We start from the raw sequence: 26,500 nt of genomic DNA on the forward strand, positions 1-26,500 counted from the left end.
CCCTTTTGGCGCTGTGCCGTTCTTGTGGCGCTTGTGCCGTGAAATTAACCGCTTCCTGCTATTTTCCGATTTCATTTCGGATGTGGCGGGAGGCGGTTTTTATTATTTAACCCCAACGCGAGTTAGTGGCTGCGTTTATGGCTGGCGGCGGTGGGGCGATGCGAGTTACTGACTACGTTTATGACAAAAATGGCCTGAAAAATGGCTTGAAAGTGTCATAAACTCACACAGTTTCACATTTGCAGCCCGTAAATTTTAACGCCGATGGGACGAATGGGCCAGCTCCGCGATACGAAGCACCGACTGTTCCAGCGATAGTTCCGGCGTCGATGAGGCTCCCTTGGTGTCTGCATCCAGCTGTGCCGCGACAACCACAGCGCGAGCAACCGCCGGGGTTGACCAGGCAGATGCCAACCGCTGAGTTTTCTCCAACTTCCACGGCGGCATGCCATAGCGGTGGGCATCTCTACGCGCATTGACACCACGTGCACCGTGGAGCCGAGCTACATCACCAACCATTCCCGTGATTGCAGCCGACAGCAGTGCCGGTGCCATGCCCAGCTGCAAGGCACGGCGCATCTTGGCCAACGCTTCCCCACCCCGGCCGCGCAGTGCGAGCTCGGCAATCTCAAAGCCCGAAACCTCCGCCGAAGCACCGTAGTAGGTGCGCACTGCTTCCGAGGTGACCTTGCCCGCGGTATCCGCACACAGCTGGGAAATGGCGGTGGCCAGCTCGCGGAGGTCTGAACCGACCGCATCCAGGACGGTATCGATGACGTCGCGACGCACCTTAACCCCGTGTGAGGCGAACTCTTCGCCAACAAAACCGGGCAAGTCGTTTCGCTTGAGCGGTTGAGCTTCGAAAAAGCGGACCCCCAACTTGCGCAGGTCAGCGACCATCTTTTTCTGACGCCCCTCACCGCTGTGAAGGAGAATCAACGTGATGCCCGGCGCGGGATCCTTAACCGAATCCATCAACAGCTTGGCAGGCTCTTTGCCGGCGTCTTGGCAGTCGGTGACAACCACGATCCGGTCATCTCCAAACAACGAAGGGCTGAAGAGCTCCACGGCATCGACAGTGGTCATGTCCCCTGCGCGGATGGTGGTCACAGGCACCGAGCGTCCACCCGGATCGGACTCCGTTGCTGCCTGCGCGCGGACGGCAGCGACAATGGCGAGGCGGGCGCGGTCTTTCAGCAGCTCCTCTTTGCCCACAATCAAATTCACGGGTGCGACGGCGCTCAATCCCGACCTCTTTTCCGCGTTAATTCCTGCGACTGTTGTTTCTAGCCTACGGGACAGCCCGGATTTCACCTTCCTCGCCAGACTTCACCATTGGAATACAGGGCTTGCGGCCCATCTCGCTGCGGGCACACCACAGGAATCTGCTCGGGTGTCATTACGGTTTCTCGCACGCGCGGACCACACTCGCGAGCGATAAACCACTGGGGTGAGCGGCCTGATTGGGACGGTTGGCCGCTCACGGATTCAGCGATGTACGACGGGGACTCCACCGCCACGGTTTCTGTCGTGGGGTTATTGGTGGTGTCATCGAGCACCTGGACGTACCCCGCCTCTTCCTCGGTGAGTCCGAGTGCAATTCGGCACTGCCGGCTGAGCGAGGTCGGTGCAGGGTAACCAACCGATGCCACATGGTTGGCGGGTTCTCCGACAGCCTCCGCGTGAATGAGAACAACCTGGTTCTTCTCCGCACAGGCCGCAACCTTCCACCCCTGTGGGGCACGCGCAATGTCCAGCCCGAACACCCAAATAACCGCGTAACTACAGACGGCAAGTACCACTGCGAAGCAACCAGCGCGGAGCGCAAGACGGGGCCACGCCCAGAGCGCCGTCAAGCATGCGAACGTGAGCGTGCAGGAGATGACCAACGTGACCGTCCCAGTGGCGGGCGCGACGATTCCCGCAGCGAGGCGTGCGACCTGATGAATCCACCATGCGCACGGCGCGGCGCACCAGAGCAGCGCACTGACCAGCCAATTGAGATGCAGTGCGGCGGCAACGGCAGCGAGCGAACCAGCGATAGTAACCGGTGCGACGGCGGGCGCGGCGAGGAGATTGGCGAGCAGTGAGACGTGACTAATTTCGCCGATAAGGAGCGCCAACACGGGCATGGTGACCACGTGTGCGGCAATCGATACGGCGACGGCGCGGACTACTGGGGCGGGCCAGGTACCCATAACGGTGGTGGCGGACAGGCGTCTGGCAAGGGGCTCGGCAAGAAGGACTAACCCGGCGGTGGCTGCGACCGAGAGGGCGAAGCCCACTGATACCGATAGGTCTGGAGCCAGGAGAATCAACCCAATAATGCCAGCCGACAGCGCCGCGATGGCCTGGCCAGCTCGTCCTACAAGAATCGCCAACAGCCCAATGCAGCCGGTGACCACCGCGCGTAGCACTGACGGTTCTGTACCCACAATTGCCACAAAGCCATACAGGGCAAGCGCGGCGACTGCGACGCGCACCCGCGGTCCAGCCCACGAAAACACGGCTACAACAGCCCCGACAACAAGCGCAACGTTCGCTCCAGAGACCGCTGATAGATGTGAAAGCCCAGAAGCAGTCATCACATCGCCATCGGTGAGGCTAAAGCCGCGCTCATCGCCGATGGCCATGGCGGGAATCAGGCGGTCGGGACCAACGGGGAGATTCTGCGCCGAGTCAAAGAGCTGCTGCCTCACGTCAGCTGCCAGCCCCTGTGGTGGCGCGATGACCTCAACATCACCGCGCAGATTCAGCTGGATACCACTAATGCAGGGCTTGCTGGCCACACGTATACCGGCTGTGGATTCAATTACGGTGTCTCTCGTGATAGCCAACAGTGACTCGTCGCCGAAAGCCGTCACCTGCCCCGGAAGACCTTCGATGCGGGCCTTCGCACTGGCCCCAAACTCGGTTGCTTTCGGCTCGGTGACGAGGCGCAATTGCACTTTCGCCATCCCACCAATGTCCTCATAGAGCTCATGGGCTCGGGCTTGCGCTATGCGGATTCGCGTGGCCACCGCAACGCTGGCCACCGCCACAGCTGGCACCACGATAGTGGCGATTGCTCGCCAGCCGGAGGTCACCGCACCTCTGCCCCATCGCCACGACCAACGCTGCCACGCCCACGGCAACGCCACCGCAGTCGCGATTGAGCTCGGTACCACAACTATCGCCCATTCTGGGCGCATGATCACCGCCACCGCAGTCGCCCACGCCAACACCGCTGCTGGCACTAGCCGCACATCGAGCCCAGCACGAGCGCGCAGGTCAGACGGTGGTGGCATCGCGCAGAGCCTCTACCTTCGCCGGGCCGATTCCCGGTACCTCCTCAAGTGCGTCGATACTCGCAAAAGGCCCGTTCTTTTCACGAAAGTCAATGATTTTGGTCGCTGTTGCGGGTCCAATTCCGGGCAATTCCTCCAGCTGCGTAGCAGTGGCGGTGTTGATGTTGATCTTTCCGTCAGAGCCACCCGGGTCAGCCCCGCCTGCAGCACCGGCGCCAGAACCGCCAGAAACATCGGAACCGCCCTCCGCCGTCCCTGCTGGCAGCGCCTCTGTCCCGACCACAATCTGTTGACCATCTACCAACGGTGCCGCCAGGTTCACGCTGGCAGGATTAGCCTCCGGCAAAAGCCCACCCGCACGCTCAATTGCCTCCACCACCCGCGCACCCACTGGCACCTCCACCACGCCAGGATTCACAACCAACCCCACCACCGACACAATCAACGGCCCCACCTGTGCCTGAGCGTTAGTCTCCTGCCCCGGACCGCCAGGCGCCTCCGCTGGGGTTTCGGTCGTCTCCGGTGTCGTCCCCGCGACAGCCGCGTCCTGCACCGCAGGCATCTCCACCTGCGGCGTCGACGGCCACACCACCGCAGCGATTGCTCCAACAGCCAACACCGCAATCACAAGGCACGCAGCCATCGCCACCCGCGGCGTCACCACCGCCCGGCGCGTGGAAAAGTCCACCGCCATGCGCTTGTCTTGATCAATCGGTTCCAGATAGTCCGCCAGCCGATTCCGCAAATTCGTCACGATGCGCACCCTAGCGCCCCGCACCACACCCCACCTTGACGAAAGCACTCATCAAGGCGTCATCTGTGGATAAAAAATGACCTGTGGAGGTTATCCACAGGCCAGATCATCTTCGCAGTTCAGCCGCTACTTCTTCTCGTCGCCGTCATCATCACGCTTGTCGCTTGACGACGACTCCCGCGATTTCTCCCCATCGGTGCCAAATACAGCTCCCTCGGGATCGGACTTATCGCGCAGCGCCAAATCAGAGATAGCCTTCGCCAGACGCTCAGCTTTATCCAGAGCTGCTTGGCGATTCTCACTCCACGTTGGCAATTTAGAAACCGCCGTGGTGAAAAGCGGAATTCCCTGTTCATTAGTCACTACTGTGCGATGGATTCGTTTATTGCGGTTGCGACTGGCAGCCGGATTCTCAACTACCTTCACCGCAGCCTGATCGGTGATCGGCTCACCTGGGTCTGTGGTGCCAGCGTTTTCAGCCGAACCGTCCGTGTCAGCAGAGTCACCGGAATTGTCTATGTTCCCGGAATCGTCGTCTACCGCGTCTGCAGCCACAGCATCAACAGCAGGCGCGTCACTCTCCTCCACACTGTGGAGCAGCGCTGTCACGCCCATCTCTGTTTCAAAATCCATGGCATTCGAATCAATCGAGCCACCGGAGACCATGCCAACTGCATAGGCTCCCTGCCCGACATGAGCGGTAAGAGACTCCGGCAAATCCAGGATTCTAAACCGGGTATCGTCGGGTAGCTCTTCGGCAAGCATGGCCTGGAGCTCGTGAACGTCGTCAAGCGCATCGGAATGATGCAGCAATACCGCAGGCGGACGGTTCGCCGATGACGCGGACCGCACCATCTTCGTGGCAAAATCCACCATGCGCTGCTTGACCTTCGCCTCTGTCCGACACTTGGCGACCAGCGCTAGTGAGCCATCTTTGATGCCGACGATGGGCTTGATAGCGAGAGCCGTAGAAAGCATCGCTTGGCCCGCGGAGATGCGACCGCCACGACGTAGCGAATCAAGCTTTGGTACAAACAACCAGAGTCGATAGCGCTGCAGCACATCACGCGCTACATCGGCAACCTCATCACGACTGGCCCCGGCCCTCGCAGCCTTGGCCGCCGCGATGGCAGCGGCACCGACTCCAGCTCCGACGGTGTCGGTATCGATGACGGTCACACGGTCCAGCGCACCAGCAGCGGTGACAGCGTTAGACCAGGTAGCGGACATTCCCTTGCCAAGATGCAGGGCGACAACGCCAGCGTCAGAACCATCCTTGTTGGAGCGTTCCAGCGCACGCGCATATGCGGCGCACAGCTTCAGTGGACTGACTGCCGACGTGGTGACGGCGTCTTCATTGATGTCATGGCCGATGGGAACCACGGTGATGTCGAGCTTGCGGGCAACCTCGGGCATCAAGCACGCGGTGTCATCAACAACAATGCGAACGCGACCGTCACCGGGCATGGCGGCCTCCTGAAGAATCAGAAACCTGCGACTCCCGCTCGCGGACCTTCGCGTTAAAAGCATTCAGGTACCAGGAGGTCTCACCATTGACGCGCGTGCGCTGCTCCATTTCGACCCACGCAGTGTTGCCCAGGCCGTTGAACGTGCTGAAGTAGTCGCGCGGCATCTGCAGCAGGGCTGCGGTAGCGGCAGCAATGGCACCACCGTGGGACACGAGCACAAAGGTATCCGACTCCCAATCGGGGTTGGCCGCTAGCTCAGCAATGACCGCCAGCATTCGGTTGGAGACCTCAAAGCGGGTCTCGCCGCCCTTGGGTGCCCAGTTGAGATTATGGCGCCAGTGGTCACGCATACCGGGAAACGCGGAGTCAATCTCGTCGTAGGTGCGCTCTTGCCATTCACCGAGGTTGGTCTCACGCAGGCGCTTATCAAAACTCAACTCTGCACCGGTGGCCTCGGCTAGCGCGCGGGCGGTGTCGGCTGCCCGGGTCAGGTCAGAGGACACGATTTTTGTGATTCGCGGTTCAGCCTCCGCCAGGTACTGCGCCGCAGTACGGGCTTGCTCGCGACCAACGTCGGAAAGCTGCGTGTCCAGCTGTCCCTGAATGCGGCCGGTAGCGTTATACGAGGTCTGCCCGTGCCGCAGCATAATCAGGCGACGTCGAGCGGCAACATGTGCCTCGCGTGAGCCCGCCACAATTAAAACTCGTCCGTGTCCGGGTTTTCGGCAGCCAGCGGAATCTCGTCGATAGAACGAGCATTGCGGGCGGAATCTTCGCCGTCCTCGTTGCTCGGCTGCTCGATGCCCTCGACCTCGATGCGCGGGCAATCGCGCCACAGTCGATCCAGGCCGTAGAAGTCGCGTTCTTCACTGCGGAAGACATGCACGACAATGTCGCCGTAATCCAGCAGCGCCCAACGTCCCTCACGGACACCTTCGCGGCGAACCGGCTTTGCGCCGAGGTCACGCAGATCGTCCTCAATTTCGTCGACGATTGCGGCAACCAGACGCTCATTGTCAGCACTGACCAGGACGAATGCGTCCGTAATCACCACCGGGCCAGAGACATCGAGAACAACGACGTCCTCACCCTTTTTGCTATCGGCGGCCTTCGCCGCGGCGGTCGCCAGCTCAATGGCGCGTGGTTGTGCAGTCACGAAAGACTTCAGCTCCTTGTGATTAAAAGTCGTGAAAAACAGCGTTTGTACTTGTAACTTACCGTCTCAGCGGGATTTTGCTAACTTTCAGTCCGCGGTATCGGACTTCGCATCCACCGATGCCGCATCCTCGGAGGTCGAGTTCACCGATGCGGGGCCCACAGAACCAACCGTGCCCTCAGCAGACTGGTACAGACCCCGCTTAGCGATGTACTGCACCACGCCATCCGGCACCAAGTACCAAACAGGGCGTCCTGCCTCCGCACGCTTTCGACAATCGGTAGAAGAAATAGCCATGGCGGGAATCTCGATGAGGTGCAACCGTGAAGCGTCGATTCCTTCCAGGTCCTCTGCCCGCAGGTGAACCCCTGGACGAGTGACACCGACGAACGTTGCTGCGTCGAACATCTCCTCCCAGTCCCGCCACGTCATAATCTTCTGCAGCGCATCGGCACCGGTAATGAAGAACAGATCCGCGTTGGGATAGATGACCTTCAAATCCCGCAGCGTATCGACGGTATAGGTCGCACCCGGCCGATCAATATCAACCCGCGAGACCGAAAACTGCGGGTTCGACGCAGTGGCAATGACCGTCATCAGGTAGCGGTCTTCGCTGTGAGAGACCTTCCGGCCGCGTTTTTGCCACGGTTCACCCGTGGGCACGAAAAGCACAAAGTCGAGGTCAAAACGGTCTGCCACTTCGCTCGCGGCAACCAGGTGACCATTGTGAATGGGGTCAAAAGTGCCACCCATTACGCCAATGCGCTGCCGGGGCGCTTCCGCCGACTTCGCTGTCAACGCGGCGTGTACTCGCGACCGCACACTTTTCTTGCGCTTAATCATGACTGGCACTTTACCCGGGCACTACGGACGAGTCTGTCCACGACCAGCCAGAACCCACTTGCTGCTGGTCAACTCCGGCAGCCCCATGGGCCCACGGGCGTGCAGCTTCTGGGTGGAAATACCAATCTCTGCGCCGAAACCGTACTGCTCACCATCGGTGAACGCAGTGGAGGTATTGACGCTGACAGCGGCAGCATCAACACGGTCGACGAACTCCTGGCACACGCCCCAGTCACGTGCAGAGATAGCTTCCGTGTGACCCGAGGAGTACTCAGTGATGTGATCCGTCGCGGCCACCACACCGTCGACAATGCGTGCGGCAATGTCTAGCGAAAGGTACTCATCCGACCAGTCTTCTTCCGTCGCAGGAATGACCTCACCGGTCCACCCAGAGGCCGCCAGATTATCGACATCGCCGTGGACCGCAATGCCCGCGTCGGCAAGCGCGTCCAAAATGCGGACCTGATCCTGCGCGGACAGCGCCGAGTCAATGAGAACCGTTTCAGTGGCGTTACAGACGCTCGGACGGCGGGTCTTGCCGTTAATCATCAGCGCAATCGCCTCGTCGATATCGGCGGAAGCATCGATGTAGATATGGCAGTTACCGGTACCGGTCTCAATGGTCGGCACCGTTGCCTTCGTCACGACGGCCTCAATCAGACCGGCACCGCCGCGCGGAATCACTACGTCAACCAGGCCGCGGGCAGTGATGAGATCCTGCACGGAATCGTGGGTCTCACACGGCAGCAGCTGAACAAGGTCCTCCGGTGCATCGTGGTTGGCCAGCACCTCACGCAAAACCGCGACCAGCTGCGTGTTGGAGTGGACGGCGGACTTGGAGCCACGCAGCAAGGCCACGTTGCCCGACTTCAGCGCCAGACCAAAGGCATCGACAGTAACGTTCGGGCGAGCCTCATAGACCATGCCCATCACGCCCAGCGGAACGCTGACCTGGGAAAGCTTAATGCCGTTAGGAAGAGTGCTTCCCCGCAGCACCTCGCCTACCGGATCCGGCAGGGCCGCAACCTGGCGCAGCCCACCGGCAATACCCTCAACACGATTGGCGTCAAGACGCAGGCGATCCAGCAGGGAGTCACTAAAACCACGGGCCTTACCGGCCTCGATGTCCTTGGCGTTGGCTACCAGAATCTCTTCAGTACGGGCGACCAGCGCATCTGCTGCGGCCAGCAGGAGCTCGTTCTTGCGTGCCGACGTAAAGCGAGCCAGCTCTCCCGCGACAGCCTTGGCACGCTGTGCCTTATCTAAAACCTCGGCGCGCTCAGCAGCACGCTCCGGGCTAAGAGCCGAATCCTCGGCAATGCCCTGTTGAATGGTGTTAGCAGTTTCGTTCGTTTGAGCAGTCATGCCTACCAGCATAACTAGAGTGAGACATCATTTGAAGGAATTAGCTCAGCAACCCAAGGAAAGATGTAATTCATCAACAGCAGGAACACGATGACGGCAATCACGATGGTGATGATCGCTTTCACCCACCACGGACCCGGCAGGGATCGCCAAAAAGCTGCGTACATCTAGTTGACCTCCTTGGTCTCAACACCGGCGAGAACCGCGTGAATAATGAGCCGATGAGTGTTGTCCCACTGCGGATGGCAGGTAGTCAGCGTAAGTAGAGTCGCGTCACCGACCGGATTGAGGACATCGGCGCGGTCTGGAGTGACAATGTGCTGGCCGGGAATCTCGGGGACGTTAGTTCCTTCTGGCACGCAGTCGAAGCTTTCCCCTGCGCCAGCCATACCGTCGACCGGCAATACCTTGTAGCGGTAAATAGCATCACGCGTCTCTACGGTGATGTCATCGCACGTCTGCAGGCGGTCAATGTTGTCAAAGGGAGCTCCGTGGCCGTCACGATGGGCGGCATAAGAGCTGTTGCCCACCTGCCCCGGAAGGGCTGTGCTCGGATAATGGCCGGGGCCACCGCGCAAAACTTCCTGAGAGACACCTTCGAATACGACCAAATCGCTAAAACCGGCCTTAGGAGCGGAAATCATCGCCACCGCAGAGCCAGGCACCCAGGAGCCCTCAACAGCTGGCTCCGTGCCTTCTGGCGCCTGAGCTGCGGCCGATGCCGGTGCGGACCATGCCTGCTGCAGCTCATCACGAGCCTGCTGCTGAGCTTTCCCAGTTTCAAGACCAGACCAGTACAGCAGATAAAAGGCGAAGAGCGCCACCAGCACTCCAGCTGTCAAGAGCAACTCGCCGATGACGCCAATAATTTTCGATAACACACTTAGGATTATGCCCGAAAGTTCCTCATCCAGGCAGTCCGCGCTCAGGCGCTCCTCCCCCCAGCCAGTCCGCACTCAGCTAGTCCCCACTCAGCCGGTCTTTGCCGAGGCACCTCTGTCCGGGCGCGCCCAGGTGCGCGTCTTTAAGCGCTGCAGCTCTCAGCGCAACGCTCTCCTAAGCGCGGGAGGCGAAATCCGACAGGTAGTCGGCATGGACGACAGGCTTCTGCATGTCATTCGGCAATTCCTCGGTGTGGTAGCCGATCATGCCCAGCAGCTCCTCAGAGTCATAGTTGACCTCGCCGCGTCCGATGACCTCACCGCTCGGGCCAATCAGGTCGACGATGTCACCAGCGGAGAACTCACCGTCAACCGAGGTGATACCGACCGGGAGCAGCGACTTGCGCATGCGGGTCACAGCGTCGACCGCGCCGGCATCCAGGCGAAGCAGGCCCGAGCTATCCGCTGCGTAGAGCATCCAGAACTTCCAGGCGCTCAAGCGGTTGTCCTTCGCGGCGAAAGCCGTTCCCACGTCTGCCTGGTCAAGTGCTCGCTCAATGTTGGACGCCGAAGTCAGCAGCACCGGCACCCCAGCACGCGAAGCCAGGCGTGCGGCAGACACCTTCGAGGCCATTCCACCGGTGCCCAGTGCTCCACCGTCACCGGCGATAACACCACGCAAGTCGTTACCGCTGCGCACCTCTGGCACAAAGGTCGCACCTGGATCGGCCGGGTTGCGGTCGTAGAGGCCGTCGACGTCGGAAAGCAGAATCAGTGCATCGCAGTACGCCAGGTGACTGACCAGGGCGGCGAGGCGGTCGTTGTCGCCGAAGCGGAACTCCGAGGTCGCGACCGTGTCATTTTCGTTGACAATTGGCACTGCACCCAGCTGGCGCAGGCGGTCGATAGTGCGCTGGGCGTTGCGGGCACGCGAACGCACACCTGCATCGTCCGAGGTCAAAAGCACCTGTGCAGAAGTGCGGCCATAGCGCAGGAAGGAGCGTCCCCACTCCTGTGCCAGGCGCACCTGCCCCACAGCTGCAGCCGCCTGCTTGGTCGCCAAATCAGTGGGACGCGAAGTCAGCCCCAGCGGCCCCATTCCGGATGCCACCGCGCCGGAGGACACGACAATGACATCGCTAAAGCCCATACGCTTTTCCAGGGCATCGGCAATGAAGTCGATGCGTTCGGGATCGGTACGACCGTCAGATCCGGTCAACGAGGAAGAACCAATCTTCACCACGACGCGCTTCGCGGTCCGAATTGCCTCACGAGTCTCGGAATCGAAACCGCCTTTGGTTCCCGGAGATAAATTCTCAGTCGCCTTTTCAATCTCAGCGACGGTGGACTCAGGATTGTCGTGAAGTAGCTCGTCGACCTCCTCACGGGAAATCGGCGCGTCCGATCCAGACTTCGGCGCGGTAGCTACCGGGGCATCTAATGCATCTGCTCCAGTGACGTCAACATCGTTGGCAACGGTGTCGGAAGGGATAACTGACTCACTCATTTCACTAATGGAAAACATGACGGTCTAATGTAATTCTGACTATATAATTGTTTAAACAATCAATGGCAAAATGCAAGTTTGAAGTCTTCGCTTGCCGACGACGCTGTCGCCCGCGACTATGAGTACCGGTCGCGAATAGCCTCTTCGCCATCTCCGAAATCGTACTCGTCAATCAGACCACGGCGGGCCTGCGATGCACGCTTACGCTGCTCGGCGCTAGTGCGCTCGTTGACGTAGAGACGATCGTCGGTACCACGGCCACTCGGCACGAAGTCATCGGTGCCCGCGACCTGCTGCGGGTACCACTCGAAGGTGAGATAGGAAATCGTCACCGGGCAGCCAACCGTTGCCCCAGCCTTTGCCAGGGCATCTTCTACACCAAGCTTGGCCAGGCGGTCAGCCAAGTAGCCGACTGCCTCGTCGTTTTCGAAGTCCGTCTGGTTAATCCAGCGCTCCGGCTTACGGCCACGCACAATGAACCCATCTGGGGTATTCGGATCGCGCTCGATGGTGAAGTCCGCGCCTTCGCGCTTCTTGCCACGCACACCTTCCGGACGGATGACCGCACGGGGCTCCTGCTCTGTTGGCAACGGATGCGCCTTGCGGTAGGCGGCAATCTGATCCTTCAGGCCGTAGGTCAGCTCCTTGAGTCCCTCGTGCGTCACCGTAGAGATCTCATAAATCGGCCAGCCGAACTTCTCCAGCTCCTCGCGCTGCATGTCAATCATTTCGCGAGCATCGGGCAGGTCAATCTTGTTCAGCACGATGACGCGCGGACGCTCTGCGAGATCCCCAAGCCCCACGTCGGCCTTCAGCACCGACTGGTAGTTGGCGAGTTCCGTCTCCAACGCCTTGATGTCAGAGACCGGATCGCGGTCGCCCTCCAGCGCAGCAGCGTCCACCACATGCACCAGCACAGCACAGCGCTCAATGTGACGCAGGAAATCCAACCCAAGACCACGGCCTTCAGACGCCCCCGGGATAAGACCCGGCACATCTGCGATGGTGAAGGACTCGTAGCCAACGTTGACCACACCCAGGTTCGGCTGCAGCGTGGTAAATGGGTAGTCACCAATCTTCGGCTTAGCAGCGCTCAAGGTGCTGACCAGCGAGGACTTTCCAGCTGACGGGAAGCCCACCAGTCCAACGTCTGCCATGGATTTGAGCTCCAAGACAAGATCCTTGGCCTCGCCAGGCTCACCGAGGAGAGCGAAGCCCGGCGCACGGCGGTTCTTGTTCGCCAGCGCTGCGTTGCCCAGACCACCGTAACCGCCTTCAGCGGCGATGAAGCGGGCCCCCTTACCGGTCATGTCCGCCAGCACTTCCCCATCCTCGGTCATCACAACCGTGCCCTCCGGCACTCCGAGAACCAGGTCCTCGCCGCGAGCACCATTGCGGTGATCACCCGCGCCGGGCTTACCGTTGGCAGCCTTGATATGGGGATGGAAGTGGAAGTCCATCAGAGTGTGAATCTGCGGGTCGACGGCCAGCACAATGTCGCCACCGTGGCCGCCGTTACCGCCATCGGGACCGCCGAGTGGCTTGAACTTTTCACGCAGCACCGAGTTACAGCCGTGACCACCGTCGCCGGCCTGCAAATGCAGTACGACACGATCTACAAAACGAGACATAAAATCACACACACTTCCGAGCGGAGAGCCATCATCTAGTGCCTGGAGTAATGCCCTAATTTAAGCGAGCCGACGGGCAGAAGTCTAGGCGGTAACAAAACGCTGCCTCGCAACCTAAAAGCGCGAAACAGTACATAAACAACAAAAGAGCCGATTACCTTTCGCAGTGGGAAAGGAATCGGCTCTTCTGCAAGGCAGTTAAACCTGCCTCATATTCAACGTTGCAGTAATCCTATGTGGACAACCGGGGGTTGTTCTTAGGAGTTATTCTCAACGATGCTGACAATGCGGCGGTTGCGGCGGGTACCGAACTCGACTGCGCCTGCCTTCAGAGCGAAGAGAGTGTCGTCGCCGCCACGGCCAACGTTCTCACCCGGGTGGAACGAGGTACCGCGCTGACGAACGAGAATCTCGCCTGCCTTAACCTGCTGGCCGCCGAAGCGCTTCACGCCGAGGCGCTTAGCTTCGGAGTCGCGGCCGTTGCTGGTGCTGGATGCACCCTTCTTAGTAGCCATGATTTTCTCCTAGGGAAAAGCTAATTGGAATTTCGGCGGTTTACTTGGAGACGCCGGTAATCTTCAGAACAGTGAGCGGCTGACGGTGGCCGTAGCGGCGCTTGTAGCCAGTCTTGTTCTTGTAGTGCATGCCGCGGATCTTCGGGCCCTTAGCGGCCTCGACGATCTCTGCGTTAACGGTAACGTTGGCAAGCTTGTCGGCATCCGCAATGACATCTGCGCCATCGACGAGCAGAACCGGGGTGAGAGCCACGGACGAACCCGGCTCACCCTCGATCTTCTCGACCTTGACGAGGTCACCTTCGGCAACCTTGTACTGCTTGCCGCCGGTCTTGACGATCGCGTACATAGGAGGGCTACCCCTTTATCTGAGAAACTCGACTCAAGGAATCTTTGTAATTCCTTGACTGGACAATGGAATTGCGATTAGTTGCGTGTGCAGAACACTTCAGGGACATACCCGAAAGCCAAATCCGAGTAGATTTCCCCGCTCTGGCCGTTTCCTTACCACCAGCGCCTCAAGCACCAGTGGGCATGACCAGATACGCCTACTAATCAGCGACTGGTCAAGAGTAGCGAAAAATCCCCCTAAATTACAAACTGCCCGAGTAAGACCCTGTCCCCCATTGGTTTTCACGGTCTTCCCGGGCAGTTTCCGAAGCCACTTTCCACCCCCTGCTTTAGGGAACGGAAAACAGCCTTCTATCTGGTCTTACTCCAGGTTTCCAATACCTAGTTCTGGCCACTTCGGCGCACCGCACGACGCACGCGGCGACGACGATTGGCCGGTTTCGTCTCCGGCGCCGCAGCACCGCGATTAGCCTGCTTCTGCTCTGGCTTAGTAGCGCGGTTTGAAGCGCCCTGTCGCTGCTTCGGCGCAGTCGCTCCGGCATCGCTTTGCGACGAGACCCTGCGCACCGCCCGACGGCGATTACGGCGAGCTCCCGTGCCCTGGACCGCTACGACCTCAACCCGTGACTTGCCCGAGCGGCGTCCACCGCCACTGCGGTTGGCGCTGCGGTTGGTGCTGCGGTTGCTGTCATCGCGGTTGTCTTTCGCACGATCTCCGCCCTTGCTGCCTTCAGCGTCCGCCTTTGGCTTAGTGGACTCGAAGTCCTCGCGGCGCGGTGCGCGATCCGAGCGAGAGTTACCGCGCGTCGGACGACGACGGCGTGGAGAACGCTCGAACGCCTCCTTCGCCTCCTCATAGGTCTGGGACTCCTCGGCCACAGCCTTACCGGTCTTGTTAGCGTTGCCGCCCTTGCCATTCCTGGCTGGCTCCCTCACATCTGTGGTGGAAGCTGCCTGAGACCCAGCCTGAGGCGCAGTGGTTTCATCCACAGCAGTACGACGCACAGCGCGACGACGGCGATGTCGAGCGCTAGCGCTGCTGGAGCGTTCAGCGTCGCCACGGCCTCCACCGTTATCGGTGCGCTCGGCACGCTCAGCACGGGTCGGGCGCTCCGAACGCTTGCGACGATCACCATATTCTTCGTCGCGGTCATCAGCGTCGCGTGCAGCCGAATCAACGGCAACATGCTCCGCTACACGGCGACGCGTAGCCCGACGGCGGCGGCGCTGCCCCTCCTGCGGCATGTAACGGTCATCCGACGGCTCCTCTGGGTCCTTCTCACGGGCTTCCGCAACAGCTGCGGCAGCCAGAGCAGCCAGGTCATTGGAGTTCTCCGATTGCTCAGTACGCTCGCGGCGCTCCTGACGGCCACGGCCGTTCTGTCGCTGCTCATCGTTTCGGCCCTGGCTCTTACGAACCCGGCGACGACGCGGCGGCTTCGGCTCATCGTTCTCAGAAGAGACGATGACAGCTTCGACAGCAGCTGCGACACGCTTGTCGGCTGCGTCCTTATCGCGCTGGTTGGTCTCCGTGTCGTCGTCACGCGTTGCCTTGGAAGAGCCTGCCTGGTCGCTCTGATCGCGGTGCATGGCCAGCGCGGCCGGGTGGTTGGCCGGATTGTGCTCCGAGCGCGACTTGTTGCGGCGCTTGGACTTGTCCTGCTCGTCGTTGCGACGGCCATTCTTGTGGCCACGGCCCTGATTGTCCTGCTCAACCGGATCGATGTGGATAATCAGACCGCGGCCATTGCAGCAGCTACACGGCGTGGAGAAGGTCTCCAGCAGGCCTGTGCCCAGACGCTTGCGAGTCATCTGGACGAGGCCGAGCGAGGTGACCTCGGAGACCTCGTGACGCGAGCGGTCGCGGCCCAGGGCCTCCTTCAGACGGCGCAGCACCAAGTCCTGGTTTTCCGGCAGCACCATGTCGATAAAATCGACGACAATCATGCCGCCCAGATCGCGCAGACGCATCTGGCGGACGATTTCCTCAGCGGCCTCCAGGTTGTTGCGAGTGACCGTCTCTTCCAGGTTTCCGCCAGCGCCGGTGAACTTACCGGTGTTGACGTCGATGACCGTCATGGCCTCGGTGCGGTCGATGACCAGCGTGCCGCCCGAAGGCAGCCAGACCTTGCGGTCGAGTGCCTTGGCCAGCTGCTCATCGATGCGGAAGTGCTCGAAGACATCAGCGCCGCCGTGCTCCTTGGCGAAGTAGCGCTGCAGTCGCGGCTCCAGCTCTGGTGCCAGGTCGCCGATGTAGTCCGTCACTGTGTTCCACGGGCGATCGCCCTCCACCACGAGACGCGAGAAGTCCTCGTTGAAGACGTCGCGGACGACCTTGACCAGCATGTCTGGCTCTTCGTACAGCGCAATCGGCTTTGCTCCACGCTTCGCCTTCGCTGCCTCGGAGGCTTCCCAGATCTCCTGCCACTGCGACTCCAAGCGCTTGATGTCGGCCTCGATGGCCTCCTTGGACACACCCTCGGCTGCGGTACGGATAATCGTGCCCGAGCCCTCCGGCGTAACCTCGCTCAGAATCGACTTCAGGCGCTTGCGCTCCGGCTCCGGCAGCTTGCGGGAAATACCCGCGCTCCGGCCGCCCGGCACGTACACCAGGAATCGACCAGCCATCGAAATGTGAGTGGTCAGACGCGCGCCCTTGTGACCAATCGGATCCTTGGACACCTGGACCAGAATCTGGTCGCCGGCCTTCAGCGCGTGTTCAATCTTGCGCGAACGCGATTTCGTGCCCAGCAGCTTCCAGTTCAGGTCACCTACGTAAATGACACCGTTGCGGTCGGTTCCGATATCGATGAACGCCGCTTCCATGCTGGGCAGGACGTTCTGCACGCGACCGAGGTAGATATTGCCGATCTGCGTGGTCTGCGTGTCAGAGGTAACGAAGTGCTCGACCAGCAGGTCATCTTCCAGCACACCCACCTCAGTGACAATGCCCGCGTGGTCATGGCGCTTGCGCTCACGCACCACCATCGTGCGCTCCACCGACTCACGACGAGCCAGGAATTCCGCCTCCGAGATTACATGGCGCTTGCGCGATTCCTCACGACGCTCGATACGGCGACGTCGCTGCGCCTCCAGGCGAGTCGATCCCTTAATCGCCTGCGGTTCCTCGACCTCTTCGCGGGTTTCCTCTTCCTCGCGCTCTGTGTTTTCGGTGGTCTTCTCCGCCTGTTGCGCGTCATCATTACGACGCCCACGTCCACGACGGCGACGACGCGGGCGCGGCTGACGCTCCGTTTCGCTTGACGACGAGCCGTCCTGCCCCTCCCCCGCGTTGTCATCGGTGCCCTGGTTGGAGGCACCGCTGTCAGCCGAAGCAGCATCCTCGGTGGCCGAATCCTTGGCCGAGGCCGGAACAGCCTGCGGCGCCAGGAAGATAGGCGCAAACGCGGTCTGCTCTTCCGCAACCGGCGGCTCCGGGACTACCGGCGGCTCGATGTCCTGCAGGGCTTCGCTCTGAGTTGCCTGCGTATCCTGCGGCTCTTGCGTTTTCTGCGGCTCTTGCGCTTCCTGAATCTCCTCTGCTGCTGGAGCGCTGGTCGTGCGGACCGCACGGCGAACTCGGCGACCACGACGTGTGGTCACTGCAGCGCTCTTTGCAGCAGGTGCTTCGGCGGAAGCTTCCTCAGCGAAGGTTTTCTCAGCGGTCTCGGCTACGGTGTCGGCAGCCTTCTTATCGGAAGCATTCTTATCTGCAGCCTTCTTCGACGACGACTGAACTACAGCCTCAACAGCTTCCTCGACGACCGAGTTCGAGTCCTTCTGCTCGTCCTTCGCAGCGGTTTCTTCCGGAGCGCCAGCGGTCTTCTTCACAGCCCGCTTACGCGTTGCTCGCTTCTTAGTCGTGCTCTTCTTCTCTGCGCTCTGCTTCTCTTCAGCCTGCTTCTCTGCGCTCTGGTTTGCCGAGGATTTCTTAGCCGAGGACTTCTTGGTGTCCTTCTTCTCGGTCACTTCCTCGGCAGGCGCTGCGTCCGACTCCGCTTCGCTCTGAGCTGCCTTCTGGTCGGCCTTCTTTTCTGCCTTCGGCGCAGCCTTCTTTGTGGCCTTCTTCGCAGCCGACTTCTTGCCGCTCTTCTTCGCAGCTGGCTTCTTCTCGGACTTAGCTGCAGTTTGCTCGTCCGACTTCTCATCTGCCGCGTTCGGCTTACCTGCCGACTGTTTTTCCTTCGCGGCTGGCTTTTCGCCGGTTGGCTTGGTCGCAGCGGATCCGTCGTCAAGCGAGGCATCCTCTGGATGATCACCGATGAAATTCAGCACTGCGTCGAGCTGATTTTGATTAATGGTGGACGCAGCGGACTTTACGACGATCCCCGCGTGCCCCAGTGCTTCGATGGTTTCCTTCGAGGTCAACCCCAAGCTCTTGGCCAGGTGGTGGACTCGGGTTTTCAGAGCCGCTGACTCACGATCAAATTCGCGTGCCTTAGCGACAACATCCTGGCTGAAATTTGCCACTGTATTTGTTTCTCCTTGACACCCCACCACGCAAAACCCGACAACAGGAAGCACACTCTTTGTCATTTCATGTGCGCCTACATCCGTTGTGGCCTTGGAAACCAGGCGGAGCAACGATGTTGCGACAGCCACTTCATTTGCGCCAAATGCGCAGATAGAGGGCCGAAAACGATGAACAATTATGAAAGTCTTATTGGCAGGCCTACCGGCTGACTCGGGGATTCAGCGATCACATGCGGCATATTTCATCCGCCGGAGCGAACTCCCGGGCACTACTGCTGCTGTCCATTGTCGCACATATCGAGCAGGTGGCGCGCACCGACATTGGTGGCGGCGGGCCAATCCGAGTTACTGACTGCGTTTATGACAGAAATGGCCTGAAAAATTGCCGGAAAGTGTCATAAACTCCTACAGTTTCACATTTGCAGCCCGTGCCCGCATTCACACGTGCAGCCCGCTGAAGGGCCGCCCCACGGTCGTCGACAAGCAAAAAGCGCCGAACCGGCAAACAATTGCTTGCTCAGTTCGGCGCCAGTTCAACGCTCACGGGTCAATGCTGAACCGTCAACGTTTAGAGGTTCGGGAACCAAATACCAATCTCGCGCTCAGCGGACTCCGGGGAATCGGAACCGTGAACAACGTTGTTAGCAACCTCAAGTGCGAAGTCACCGCGGATGGAGCCCGGAGTTGCGGCCTCAACCGGGTTAGTGCCGCCAGCGAGCTGACGCCAAGCAGCGATTGCGTTCGGGCCCTCGATAACACCAGCGACCAGCGGTGCAGAGGTGATGAAATCAACCAGCTCACCAAAGAACGGCTTATCGACGTGCTCTGCGTAGTGCTCCTTCGCAGTTGCCTCGTCAGCAACACGGAGGTCAAGCGCGACCAGCTTCAGGCCCTTACGCTCAATGCGGGAGATAACTTCGCCGACCAGACCGCGGGAAACGCCGTCCGGCTTGATCAGAATAAGAGTACGTTCAGTCATGGTGAGCATCATACTATGACAAACCCCGCTGCACCGGAGTGGTGGTGCAGCGGGGTGAAAGTCGCGACTACGAGCGCGGGAGATCTACGAGTGCTGGGTGGTCAACAGACCGCGCTCCATACGCTGGATGAGGTTCTTCCGCAGGTGCAGAATGTAGGCCCACACTAGTGCGAAGAAGATACCCACCACGCCCATCGACACGTGTGTGAAAATAGCCAGCACACCAAAGACCTGCAGTACAATGTTGGCCTTCAGCGCCCAGGGCTGCTTCTGCAGGAAAGCCATCGCAATCAGAGCCAGGCCCAGGATGGTGATGTACGTAACCGAGAAGGTCTGGTTAATCTGACCGTCGGGAATGCGCGTGACCACAGTCAGACCAAGCAGCACCGAGATAGCCTGCATGATCAGCGTGCCGGACATAACACCGCGCAGACCCTTCAGCGGGTCCTTAGCCGAATCGTGTCCCGCACCGAGCGGACCATACTTGCCACCCTCACTCAGGTCACGCCCCTCGCGGTAGGCGCGCAGGGCCTCGCGGTCGGCAGCGGTGTAATCCTCCGCGCCATTGCCCTGTGGCTGGCTCGCCTGAGATTCGCTCATTGCGGGTCCTTTCCAAATAGTGTCCGGGCCTCGCCCGCGGTAACAACAGATCCAGTGACAATCACACCGGAACCAGAGACAATACCGTCACCGGTGTCGGTTTCCTCAGCCAGCGCGACAGCTAGCTCAACGGCGGACGGCAGAGTTGGCACGCGATGCACGCGCTCCTCGCCGAAAATCTCCTCCGCAAGGTCAGCCAGGTCGTCGTAGTGCAGCGCACGCGGCGAGGTGTTCTGGGTGATTACCACTTCTTCGAAGTACGGCTCCAGCTCCACCAGCAGCCCACGAGCGTCCTTCTCCCCCAACACCGACAGCACACCAATGACACGGCGGAAGTCGAACTCAGCGGAGAGCGCCGTGCGTAGCGCACGGGCACCGTGAGGATTGTGGGCGGCATCGATAAACACCGTCGGGGTCGAACGCACGCGCTCCAGGCGGCCGGGCGATGCGACCGTCGCAAAGCCTTCGCGAACCGCATCAATGTTGAGCGGACGCCCCGGACCTGCGCCGAAGAACGCCTCCACCGCAGCCAGTGCTGTGGCTGCGTTACGCGCCTGATGCGGACCGTGCAGCGGCAGATGGATGTCGTCATACTCGCCGGCCAGGCCCTTGAGCGTCAGGTTCTGCCCGCCGACCGCCAGCTGATGACTGACGACGCCGTACTCAACTCCAGCGCGGGCGACGGAGGCGTCCATTTCCACGGCACGTCGCAAAACGACGTCCATTGCTTCCGGCTCTTGCTCGCCGACAATGGCGACATTGTCCGGTGGCGTGAGCAAGTCGTCCTTGTTCCACCGCGACTTGATGATGCCGGCCTTCTCAGAAGCGATTTCAGCCAGGGTATCGCCGAGGTACTCCGTGTGATCGAGACCGATTGGGCAGATGACTGCCACGTCGGCCTCCACCACGTTGGTCGCATCCCATGTGCCACCCATGCCGACTTCCACCACGGCGACATCGACAGGAGCGTCGGTGAAGGCAGCGTAGGCCATGGCCGTGAGGACCTCGAACTTACTCATCTGCGGGCCGCCCTTTTCGGCGGACTTGGCGTCAACCATTTCCACGTAGGGCTGAATCTCGCGCCAGATGCGCACGTAATCGCGTGGATGAATGGGCTGGCCATCGATGGCGATGCGCTCGGTAACCAGCTGCAGATGCGGACTGGTGGTGCGGCCGGTGCGACGACCGAGAGCGCGCACCAGCGACTCAATCATGCGCACAGTGGAAGTCTTGCCATTCGTGCCGGCAACGTGAATGACCGGAGTGGCACGCTCAGGATGGCCAAGGATGTCCATCAGCATCTCGATTCGCTCGAGCGACGGGTCAATCTTGGTCTCCGGCCAGCGCTGATCCAGCTCGGCTTCCACCTCTGCGAGCTCGCGCAGCTCCTCGGCGGTGGCCTCCAGCGGAGCCGGCTCATTGACTGGGCGATCCACATCCACCGGCAGGCTCAGGCCTTCCTCGGACACGGAGACCTCACCGAGGCGCATGTCATCGGGCATGCGGTCATCAGCCATCACACCGGCGATTTCGCGAGGTTCGAGGTCCTCGACGATCTGGGAGTCAGCCGGATCGAATTCGAACTCAGGCGCTGCAGTGGACTCCTCTCGCAGCGCAGACTCTTCCTGCGTCACCGAATCGTCGCCGCCACCAAGATTCAAACGAATCTCCCCTGCAATCTCATCGTGTGATTCAGCACCCCGAGGTTCGATATCCCGTGGTTCGGTCATGCCTGCGGAAGTCCCTCCAAACGAGCCTTAATGCGGTCAATTTCCTCCAGTGCGAACTGGTGGCGAGTCTTGATCTTCTCCACGACCTGCTCCGGAGCCTTGGACAAGAAGGCCTCGTTGCCGAGCTTCTTTTCGGTGCCGGCCAGTTCCTTCTCGGCCTTGGCCAGGTCTTTTTCCAGGCGCTTGCGTTCAGCGGCCACGTCGACGGTGCCGGAGGTATCCAGCTCGATCAGGACCGTGGCCTGAGACAGGCGCACCTCAATGGAAGCGGTAGCGGTGAAGCCGTCCTCCGGTGCCTCAGCACGAGCCAGCGAACGAATCATCTCTTCCTGAGCAGTCAGATCAGCATCCGCCAGGTTCATGCGTGCCGGCACGCGCTGCGACGGCTTCACACCCTGGTCATTGCGGAAACGACGCAGCTCGGTGACCAACTTCTGGGCATCGGCAATACGACGTGCGGCAACCTCATCAACAGCAGCGCCGTCGGTGGTCATGGTTGCATCCGGCCAGGCGGAAATAACCAGAGAGTCCTCGAAGCCCTCCGCGCCGTCGGTAAGCGCCTTCCACAGCGTCTCCGTGACGAACGGCATGGACGGGTGTAGCAGACGCAGTAGCGTATCCAGCACGCGGCCTAGAACCAGACGAGTGGAGGCGGCTCGGGCGGCCTGCTCCTCGGTCATGGTCTCGCCGTCATTCAGGCGTGGGAAGTCAACCTTGGTCATCTCCAGGTACCAGTCACAGACCTCGTCCCATGCGAAGTGGTAGAGGGCCTCGTTGGCCTTGGAGAACTCGTACTTATCCAGCGCAGAGTCGACTTCGGCGCGGACCTGTTCCAGGCGGTCCAAGATCCAGCGGTCGGTGTCGGTGAGCTGGTCACGGTCCGGCAGCTCGCCCACGTGGGCACCGTTCATCAGTGCAAAGCGGGTGGCGTTGAACAGCTTGGTAGCGAAGTTACGGGAGCTCTGTGCGGCGTCGTTACCGACCGGCAGGTCAGAGCCCGGGTTAGCGCCACGAGCCAGCGTGAAGCGAAGTGCGTCCGCACCGTAATCACGCACCCAGTCCAGCGGGTCAATGCCGTTGCCGAGAGACTTCGACATCTTGCGACCCTGCTCATCGCGGACCAGACCGTGCAGGAAGACATCCTTGAACGGCACCTGCGGACGACCGTCGCGACCCTTGCCCAGCGGTGAATCAGGCAGGGTGGCAGCAAAGGTCGAGAACATCATCATGCGCGCGACCCAGAAGAACAGAATGTCGTAGCCGGTGACCAGCACGGATGTCGGGTAGAACTTCTCCAGCTCTGGGGTGGCGTCCGGCCAACCCATCGTGGAAAACGGCCACAGCGCAGAGGAGAACCAGGTATCCAGCACATCCGGATCCTGCGTCCAGCCGTCGCCCGTCGGGACCTCATCATCCGGGCCGACACAGACGACCTCGCCATTCGGGCCGTACCAGATCGGGATGCGGTGGCCCCACCACAGCTGACGGGAAATACACCAGTCGTGCATGTCATCGACCCAGTCGAACCAGCGCGGCTCCTGCGAAGCCGGGTGAATAACCGTGTCGCCCTCGCGAACAGCATCGCCGGACATCTTGGCCAGCTCATCGACCTTAACGAACCACTGCAAGCTCAGCAGCGGCTCAATCGGCTCACCCGAGCGCTCCGAGTGACCAACCGAGTGAACATACGGGCGAATCTCCTTGACAATGCGTCCCTGCTCACGCAGCGCCTCCGTCAGCGCAGTACGGGCCTCTGCACGATCCATGCCGTCGAAACGCGTGCCAGTGTTGAAGATACGGCCAGTGGTGTCGATGACCTCCGGCATATCCAGGTCGTGGCGCTGGCCCATAGCGAAGTCATTCGGATCGTGCGCCGGCGTGATCTTCACCGCGCCGGTACCGAACTCGCGGTCCACGTAGTCATCGGCGATGACCTGAATCTTCAGGTCCTCGCGGAACGGGTGGTCCAGAACCTTGCCCACCAGGTGCGTGTAGCGCTCATCCTCCGGGTGCACGGCAATTGCCACGTCACCCAGCATCGTCTCCACACGAGTCGTCGCCACAACAATGGAGTCCTCCCCATCGCCGTAGCGGAAAGACACGAGCTCGCCTTCAGCGTCCTCGTACTTGACCTCAATATCCGAGATTGCAGTCTGCAGCACTGGCGACCAGTTGACCATGCGCTTGGCGCGGTAAATCAGGCCGCGGTCAAACAGTTCCTTAAAAATCGTCTGAACCGCACGGGACAGGCCCTCGTCCAGAGTGAAGCGCTCACGTGACCAATCCAGGGAGTCACCAATCTGGCGCATCTGGTTGCCGATACGTCCGCCGTAATCGTGCTTCCACTCCCAGACCTTCTCCACGAATTCCTCGCGGCCGTAATCGAAGCGGTCCTTACCTTCGGACTCCTTCAGCATCGCCTCGACCTTGGTCTGCGTTGCGATACCCGCGTGGTCCATACCCGGCAGCCACAGCACCTCGTAGCCCTGCATGCGCTTACGGCGCACCAGCGCATCCATCAAAGTGTGGTCCAGTGCGTGGCCCATGTGCAGCTGACCCGTCACATTCGGCGGGGGCAGCACAATAGAGTAAGCCGGCTTGGAGCTAGACGGATCAGCCTCGAAATAGCCAGCGTCTACCCAGCCCTGGTACAGGTCCGACTCCACGTCAGCCGGGTTCCACGACTTGGGCAACTTATCTGCTCTGTTTAGGTCCACGTTGTTCTCAGTCACGCGTCACATCTTAGCGCCTTGCCCGGATTTGGTTTTCCAGGGGCTTTACGACGGCCCTTGCGCCCCACCCATATCTGCCATCAGCGACTTATACACCGCCTAATTCAAGCCTTTCTCCCGCTCCGAGCCAAACCGCGATTACCGCGCAAAATAAAAACGCTCTCTTGTGAAATCATCACAAGAGAGCGCCTCTAAACGGCCGTTGAACAGCTCTTAGACCAGCAGGTCCTTAACAGCCTCGCGCTCTTCGCGCAGTGCCTTGACGTTGCGCTCGATGCCAGCGCGCTGAACCTCGGAGAGATCCAGGCCCTCAACGCGAACCCACTCGCCGTCCTTGGCGTAGCACGGAACACCAGCGACCAGGCCCTCGTCGATGCCGTAGGAGCCATCGGACGGAAGGGCGACAGAGACCCACTCGCCCTCTGGGGTACCCGTGACCCAGTCACGCATGTGGTCAACTGCGGCTGCGGCAGCGGAAGCTGCGGAGGAGGAACCACGGACCTCGATGATTTCTGCGCCACGCTTGGCGACACGCGGAATGAAGTCCTGCTCGACCCACGCAGCGTCCACCTTGTCGGAGACCTTCTCGCCTGCAATGGTGGCGTAGGTGATGTCCGGGAACTGGTCTGCGGAGTGGTTACCCCAGACAATCATGTTCTTGATCTCAGTGGTCGGAACACCAATCTTTTCCGACAGCTGAGACAGGGAACGGTTGTGGTCCAGGCGCATCATGGCGGTGAAGCGCTCTGCCGGGATGTCCTTAGCGTGGGATGCGGCAATCATGGTGTTGGTGTTGGCCGGGTTGCCGACAACCAGAACCTTGATGTCGTCTGCTGCGTGATCATTCAGTGCAGCACCCTGCGGGCCGAAGATCTTGCCGTTGGCGCCCAGCAGTGCGGAGCGCTCCTCGCCCTTGCCGCGCGGCTTTGCACCGACCAGGAAGGCGGCGTTGGCACCGTCGAATGCCTTTGCCGGATCATCGGTGATGTTGATGCCAGTCAGAAGCGGGAAGGCGGAGTCAAACAGCTCCATGGCGACGCCTTCGGTGGCGTGCAGCGCCGGAGTGATCTCCAGCAGGTTCAACTCAACCGGGGTCTCAGGGCCGAAAACCGAACCGCTGGCAATGCGGAAGAGCAGGGAGTAAGCGATCTGTCCGGCGGCGCCGGTAACTGCAACCTTTACGGGAGTCTTGTTCACTTCAGGCCTTTCTCGAGAGAGAATCAATTCGCTGCCCACTCTAATGCGACTACAGAATTGGCGCAGACGGGGGCGATGCGCTCAGGCCATTTCTGAAAAACGGATAGCATTAGGCATGACTTACGGTCGTGTACTCATTTCACTAGAAAGAAGTCCGCGACTGACCAATTTCACCCCCGTTAGATAGCCAAAACCCCTTAGTCTCTCTCTAGTCCAAGCAAAGGATTTTCATGAAGTCTCCAGGCTCCTCTGATGCAATCCCCCATGCAGTCTTGGTGGCAGCACTTCAAGAATTCACCGCAAAGGGGTATGCAGATGCCCGTTTGGATGCCATTGCTGCCGCCTCTGGTGTCTCCAAGCGCATGCTTCACTACCACTGTGGTGACAAGTTGGGACTCTACAGGGCGACGTGGGCACATGTGCTGGAGACCGTAAGGCCTGACGACGACGACCTGCGCCCGCACTCCAATGTGCCGGTGGAAGCCCTGCAGCATGTGGTCGGTGTTATCTATGACTACTTCTCGGCGAACCCGCTCGCCGTGCGGTTCATCATCCAGGAAAACCTACATCCGGTCCTGCCGCTAGAAGGCGTGACTGGGCTTGGTGGTCAGAGCCCAATTGTTTTGGAGTTTGACCGCATCTTGTTGCTCGGCCGCGATTACGGTGCATTCCGCACTGACATTTCCGCACTTGATCTTTATATTCTCGTGCTCTCACTGGCCACCTTCCCCACCCTGCACCAACGGACTTTTGAAAACCTCTACGGCATTGAAATGCAGTCGACGGTGCTGTCGGACAAGCTGCGTGAGTTCGCACAGGACACCGTGACCAGCCTGTTGACATCCTCGCCTCGCAACGAACCGGGAAGCTCGTACACTTCCTTGCTGGCCTCCCATGGCGCGAACTCGTCCGCGCTTGGCGCAGAGGTCTATGGCGATCAGCCCAACCCAGAGACTCAGGACTTGGCTGCTGATGATGCCCCGGATTACCGCGACATCTACGGCATGGACGACTAGGGCTCCCCACAGAC

The 26,500-nt window shown here is 60.4% G+C and carries 21 protein-coding genes; 1 reads left to right on the plus strand and 20 read right to left on the minus strand.

Annotated elements, in window-relative coordinates; all coding sequences use genetic code 11:
• Positions 1–255: 255 nt before the first annotated feature.
• The 20 genes from holA to HMPREF2849_RS08105 form a co-directional block, all read right to left on the minus strand.
• Positions 256–1,314 carry a DNA polymerase III subunit delta gene (gene holA / locus HMPREF2849_RS08015; RefSeq protein WP_005511539.1) on the minus strand — a complete coding sequence of 353 codons (1,059 nt, stop codon included), beginning with the start codon at positions 1,312–1,314 and terminating at the stop codon, positions 256–258.
• Positions 1,311–3,287 (minus strand): ComEC/Rec2 family competence protein, encoded by a 1,977-nt coding sequence (locus tag HMPREF2849_RS08020; RefSeq protein WP_070546423.1) that lies wholly within the window; start codon positions 3,285–3,287, stop codon positions 1,311–1,313. The genes holA and HMPREF2849_RS08020 overlap by 4 nt, the downstream gene beginning before the upstream one ends.
• A complete protein-coding gene (locus tag HMPREF2849_RS08025; RefSeq protein WP_242451371.1) occupies positions 3,271–4,041 on the minus strand; it encodes a ComEA family DNA-binding protein in 771 nt (256 codons plus the stop codon). The genes HMPREF2849_RS08020 and HMPREF2849_RS08025 overlap by 17 nt, the downstream gene beginning before the upstream one ends.
• A 126-nt stretch (positions 4,042–4,167) precedes the next feature.
• Positions 4,168–5,508 (minus strand): DegV family protein, encoded by a 1,341-nt coding sequence (locus HMPREF2849_RS08030; protein ID WP_070546419.1) that lies wholly within the window; start codon positions 5,506–5,508, stop codon positions 4,168–4,170.
• Positions 5,498–6,205, minus strand: a complete 708-nt coding sequence (locus HMPREF2849_RS08035; protein ID WP_069359622.1) for a histidine phosphatase family protein — start codon at positions 6,203–6,205, stop codon at positions 5,498–5,500. Before HMPREF2849_RS08035 ends, HMPREF2849_RS08030 begins: the two co-directional genes overlap by 11 nt.
• 2 nt (positions 6,206–6,207) lie before the next feature.
• A complete protein-coding gene (gene rsfS / locus HMPREF2849_RS08040; protein ID WP_005511538.1) occupies positions 6,208–6,666 on the minus strand; it encodes a ribosome silencing factor in 459 nt (152 codons plus the stop codon).
• Between the two features lie 87 nt (positions 6,667–6,753).
• Positions 6,754–7,509, minus strand: coding sequence for a nicotinate-nucleotide adenylyltransferase (nadD, locus tag HMPREF2849_RS08045; RefSeq protein WP_049171017.1), 756 nt, complete (start codon positions 7,507–7,509; stop codon positions 6,754–6,756).
• A gap of 21 nt (positions 7,510–7,530) precedes the next feature.
• On the minus strand, positions 7,531–8,874 hold the full coding sequence (locus tag HMPREF2849_RS08050) for a glutamate-5-semialdehyde dehydrogenase (RefSeq protein ID WP_239660012.1): 1,344 nt from the start codon (positions 8,872–8,874) through the stop codon (positions 7,531–7,533).
• Between the two features lie 14 nt (positions 8,875–8,888).
• A complete protein-coding gene (locus HMPREF2849_RS11225) occupies positions 8,889–9,041 on the minus strand; it encodes a hypothetical protein (RefSeq protein WP_016422316.1) in 153 nt (50 codons plus the stop codon).
• Complete coding sequence (locus tag HMPREF2849_RS08055; RefSeq protein WP_049171011.1) at positions 9,042–9,755, minus strand: class E sortase; 714 nt, start codon at positions 9,753–9,755, stop codon at positions 9,042–9,044.
• A gap of 175 nt (positions 9,756–9,930) precedes the next feature.
• A complete protein-coding gene (gene proB, locus HMPREF2849_RS08060) occupies positions 9,931–11,280 on the minus strand; it encodes a glutamate 5-kinase (RefSeq protein WP_049190854.1) in 1,350 nt (449 codons plus the stop codon).
• Between the two features lie 98 nt (positions 11,281–11,378).
• Positions 11,379–12,893: a GTPase ObgE gene (gene obgE, locus HMPREF2849_RS08065; RefSeq protein ID WP_049190856.1), complete on the minus strand. Its 1,515-nt coding sequence runs from the start codon at positions 12,891–12,893 to the stop codon at positions 11,379–11,381.
• 257 nt (positions 12,894–13,150) lie between these two features.
• The gene (rpmA, locus tag HMPREF2849_RS08070; protein WP_016422312.1) at positions 13,151–13,408 is read right to left on the minus strand and encodes a 50S ribosomal protein L27; all 258 of its coding nucleotides are present in this window, start codon (positions 13,406–13,408) and stop codon (positions 13,151–13,153) included.
• Between the two features lie 40 nt (positions 13,409–13,448).
• The gene (gene rplU / locus HMPREF2849_RS08075; protein WP_005511541.1) at positions 13,449–13,757 is read right to left on the minus strand and encodes a 50S ribosomal protein L21; all 309 of its coding nucleotides are present in this window, start codon (positions 13,755–13,757) and stop codon (positions 13,449–13,451) included.
• A gap of 383 nt (positions 13,758–14,140) precedes the next feature.
• Entirely contained in the window at positions 14,141–18,229 is a 4,089-nt protein-coding gene (locus tag HMPREF2849_RS08080; protein ID WP_070862854.1) for a translation initiation factor IF-2 N-terminal domain-containing protein, read from the minus strand.
• 571 nt (positions 18,230–18,800) lie between these two features.
• Positions 18,801–19,211, minus strand: a complete 411-nt coding sequence (ndk, locus tag HMPREF2849_RS08085) for a nucleoside-diphosphate kinase (protein ID WP_038629458.1) — start codon at positions 19,209–19,211, stop codon at positions 18,801–18,803.
• A gap of 84 nt (positions 19,212–19,295) precedes the next feature.
• Positions 19,296–19,811, minus strand: coding sequence for a DUF4233 domain-containing protein (locus tag HMPREF2849_RS08090; RefSeq protein ID WP_070862855.1), 516 nt, complete (start codon positions 19,809–19,811; stop codon positions 19,296–19,298).
• Entirely contained in the window at positions 19,808–21,313 is a 1,506-nt protein-coding gene (locus HMPREF2849_RS08095) for a bifunctional tetrahydrofolate synthase/dihydrofolate synthase (protein WP_246819399.1), read from the minus strand. Before HMPREF2849_RS08095 ends, HMPREF2849_RS08090 begins: the two co-directional genes overlap by 4 nt.
• Positions 21,314–21,537: 224 nt before the next feature.
• On the minus strand, positions 21,538–24,273 hold the full coding sequence (locus HMPREF2849_RS08100; protein ID WP_049170997.1) for a valine--tRNA ligase: 2,736 nt from the start codon (positions 24,271–24,273) through the stop codon (positions 21,538–21,540).
• Positions 24,274–24,486: 213 nt separating this feature from the next.
• Positions 24,487–25,470 carry a malate dehydrogenase gene (locus HMPREF2849_RS08105; RefSeq protein ID WP_016422306.1) on the minus strand — a complete coding sequence of 328 codons (984 nt, stop codon included), beginning with the start codon at positions 25,468–25,470 and terminating at the stop codon, positions 24,487–24,489.
• Between the two features lie 230 nt (positions 25,471–25,700).
• Between HMPREF2849_RS08105 and HMPREF2849_RS08110 the strand changes: the two genes are divergently transcribed.
• Positions 25,701–26,486, plus strand: a complete 786-nt coding sequence (locus HMPREF2849_RS08110) for a TetR/AcrR family transcriptional regulator (RefSeq protein ID WP_049190863.1) — start codon at positions 25,701–25,703, stop codon at positions 26,484–26,486.
• Positions 26,487–26,500 lie beyond the last annotated feature (14 nt).

Source organism: Corynebacterium sp. HMSC073B01 (assembly GCF_001838255.1).
Taxonomy (GTDB): domain Bacteria; phylum Actinomycetota; class Actinomycetes; order Mycobacteriales; family Mycobacteriaceae; genus Corynebacterium; species Corynebacterium jeikeium_D.

Bases quoted from the DNA above. Each gene is read 5' to 3' on its own strand.
- HMPREF2849_RS08020 (WP_070546423.1), bottom strand. From the start codon at position 3,287: ATGCCACCACCGTCTGACCTGCGCGCTCGTGCTGGGCTCGATGTGCGG.
- HMPREF2849_RS08030 (WP_070546419.1), bottom strand. From the start codon at position 5,508: ATGCCCGGTGACGGTCGCGTTCGCATTGTTGTTGATGACACCGCGTGC.
- nadD (WP_049171017.1), bottom strand. From the start codon at position 7,509: ATGATTAAGCGCAAGAAAAGTGTGCGGTCGCGAGTACACGCCGCGTTG.
- HMPREF2849_RS08050 (WP_239660012.1), bottom strand. From the start codon at position 8,874: ATGACTGCTCAAACGAACGAAACTGCTAACACCATTCAACAGGGCATT.
- HMPREF2849_RS11225 (WP_016422316.1), bottom strand. From the start codon at position 9,041: ATGTACGCAGCTTTTTGGCGATCCCTGCCGGGTCCGTGGTGGGTGAAA.
- proB (WP_049190854.1), bottom strand. From the start codon at position 11,280: ATGTTTTCCATTAGTGAAATGAGTGAGTCAGTTATCCCTTCCGACACC.
- obgE (WP_049190856.1), bottom strand. From the start codon at position 12,893: ATGTCTCGTTTTGTAGATCGTGTCGTACTGCATTTGCAGGCCGGCGAC.
- rpmA (WP_016422312.1), bottom strand. From the start codon at position 13,408: ATGGCTACTAAGAAGGGTGCATCCAGCACCAGCAACGGCCGCGACTCC.
- rplU (WP_005511541.1), bottom strand. From the start codon at position 13,757: ATGTACGCGATCGTCAAGACCGGCGGCAAGCAGTACAAGGTTGCCGAA.
- ndk (WP_038629458.1), bottom strand. From the start codon at position 19,211: ATGACTGAACGTACTCTTATTCTGATCAAGCCGGACGGCGTTTCCCGC.
- HMPREF2849_RS08090 (WP_070862855.1), bottom strand. From the start codon at position 19,811: ATGAGCGAATCTCAGGCGAGCCAGCCACAGGGCAATGGCGCGGAGGAT.
- HMPREF2849_RS08095 (WP_246819399.1), bottom strand. From the start codon at position 21,313: ATGCCCGATGACATGCGCCTCGGTGAGGTCTCCGTGTCCGAGGAAGGC.
- HMPREF2849_RS08110 (WP_049190863.1), top strand. From the start codon at position 25,701: ATGAAGTCTCCAGGCTCCTCTGATGCAATCCCCCATGCAGTCTTGGTG.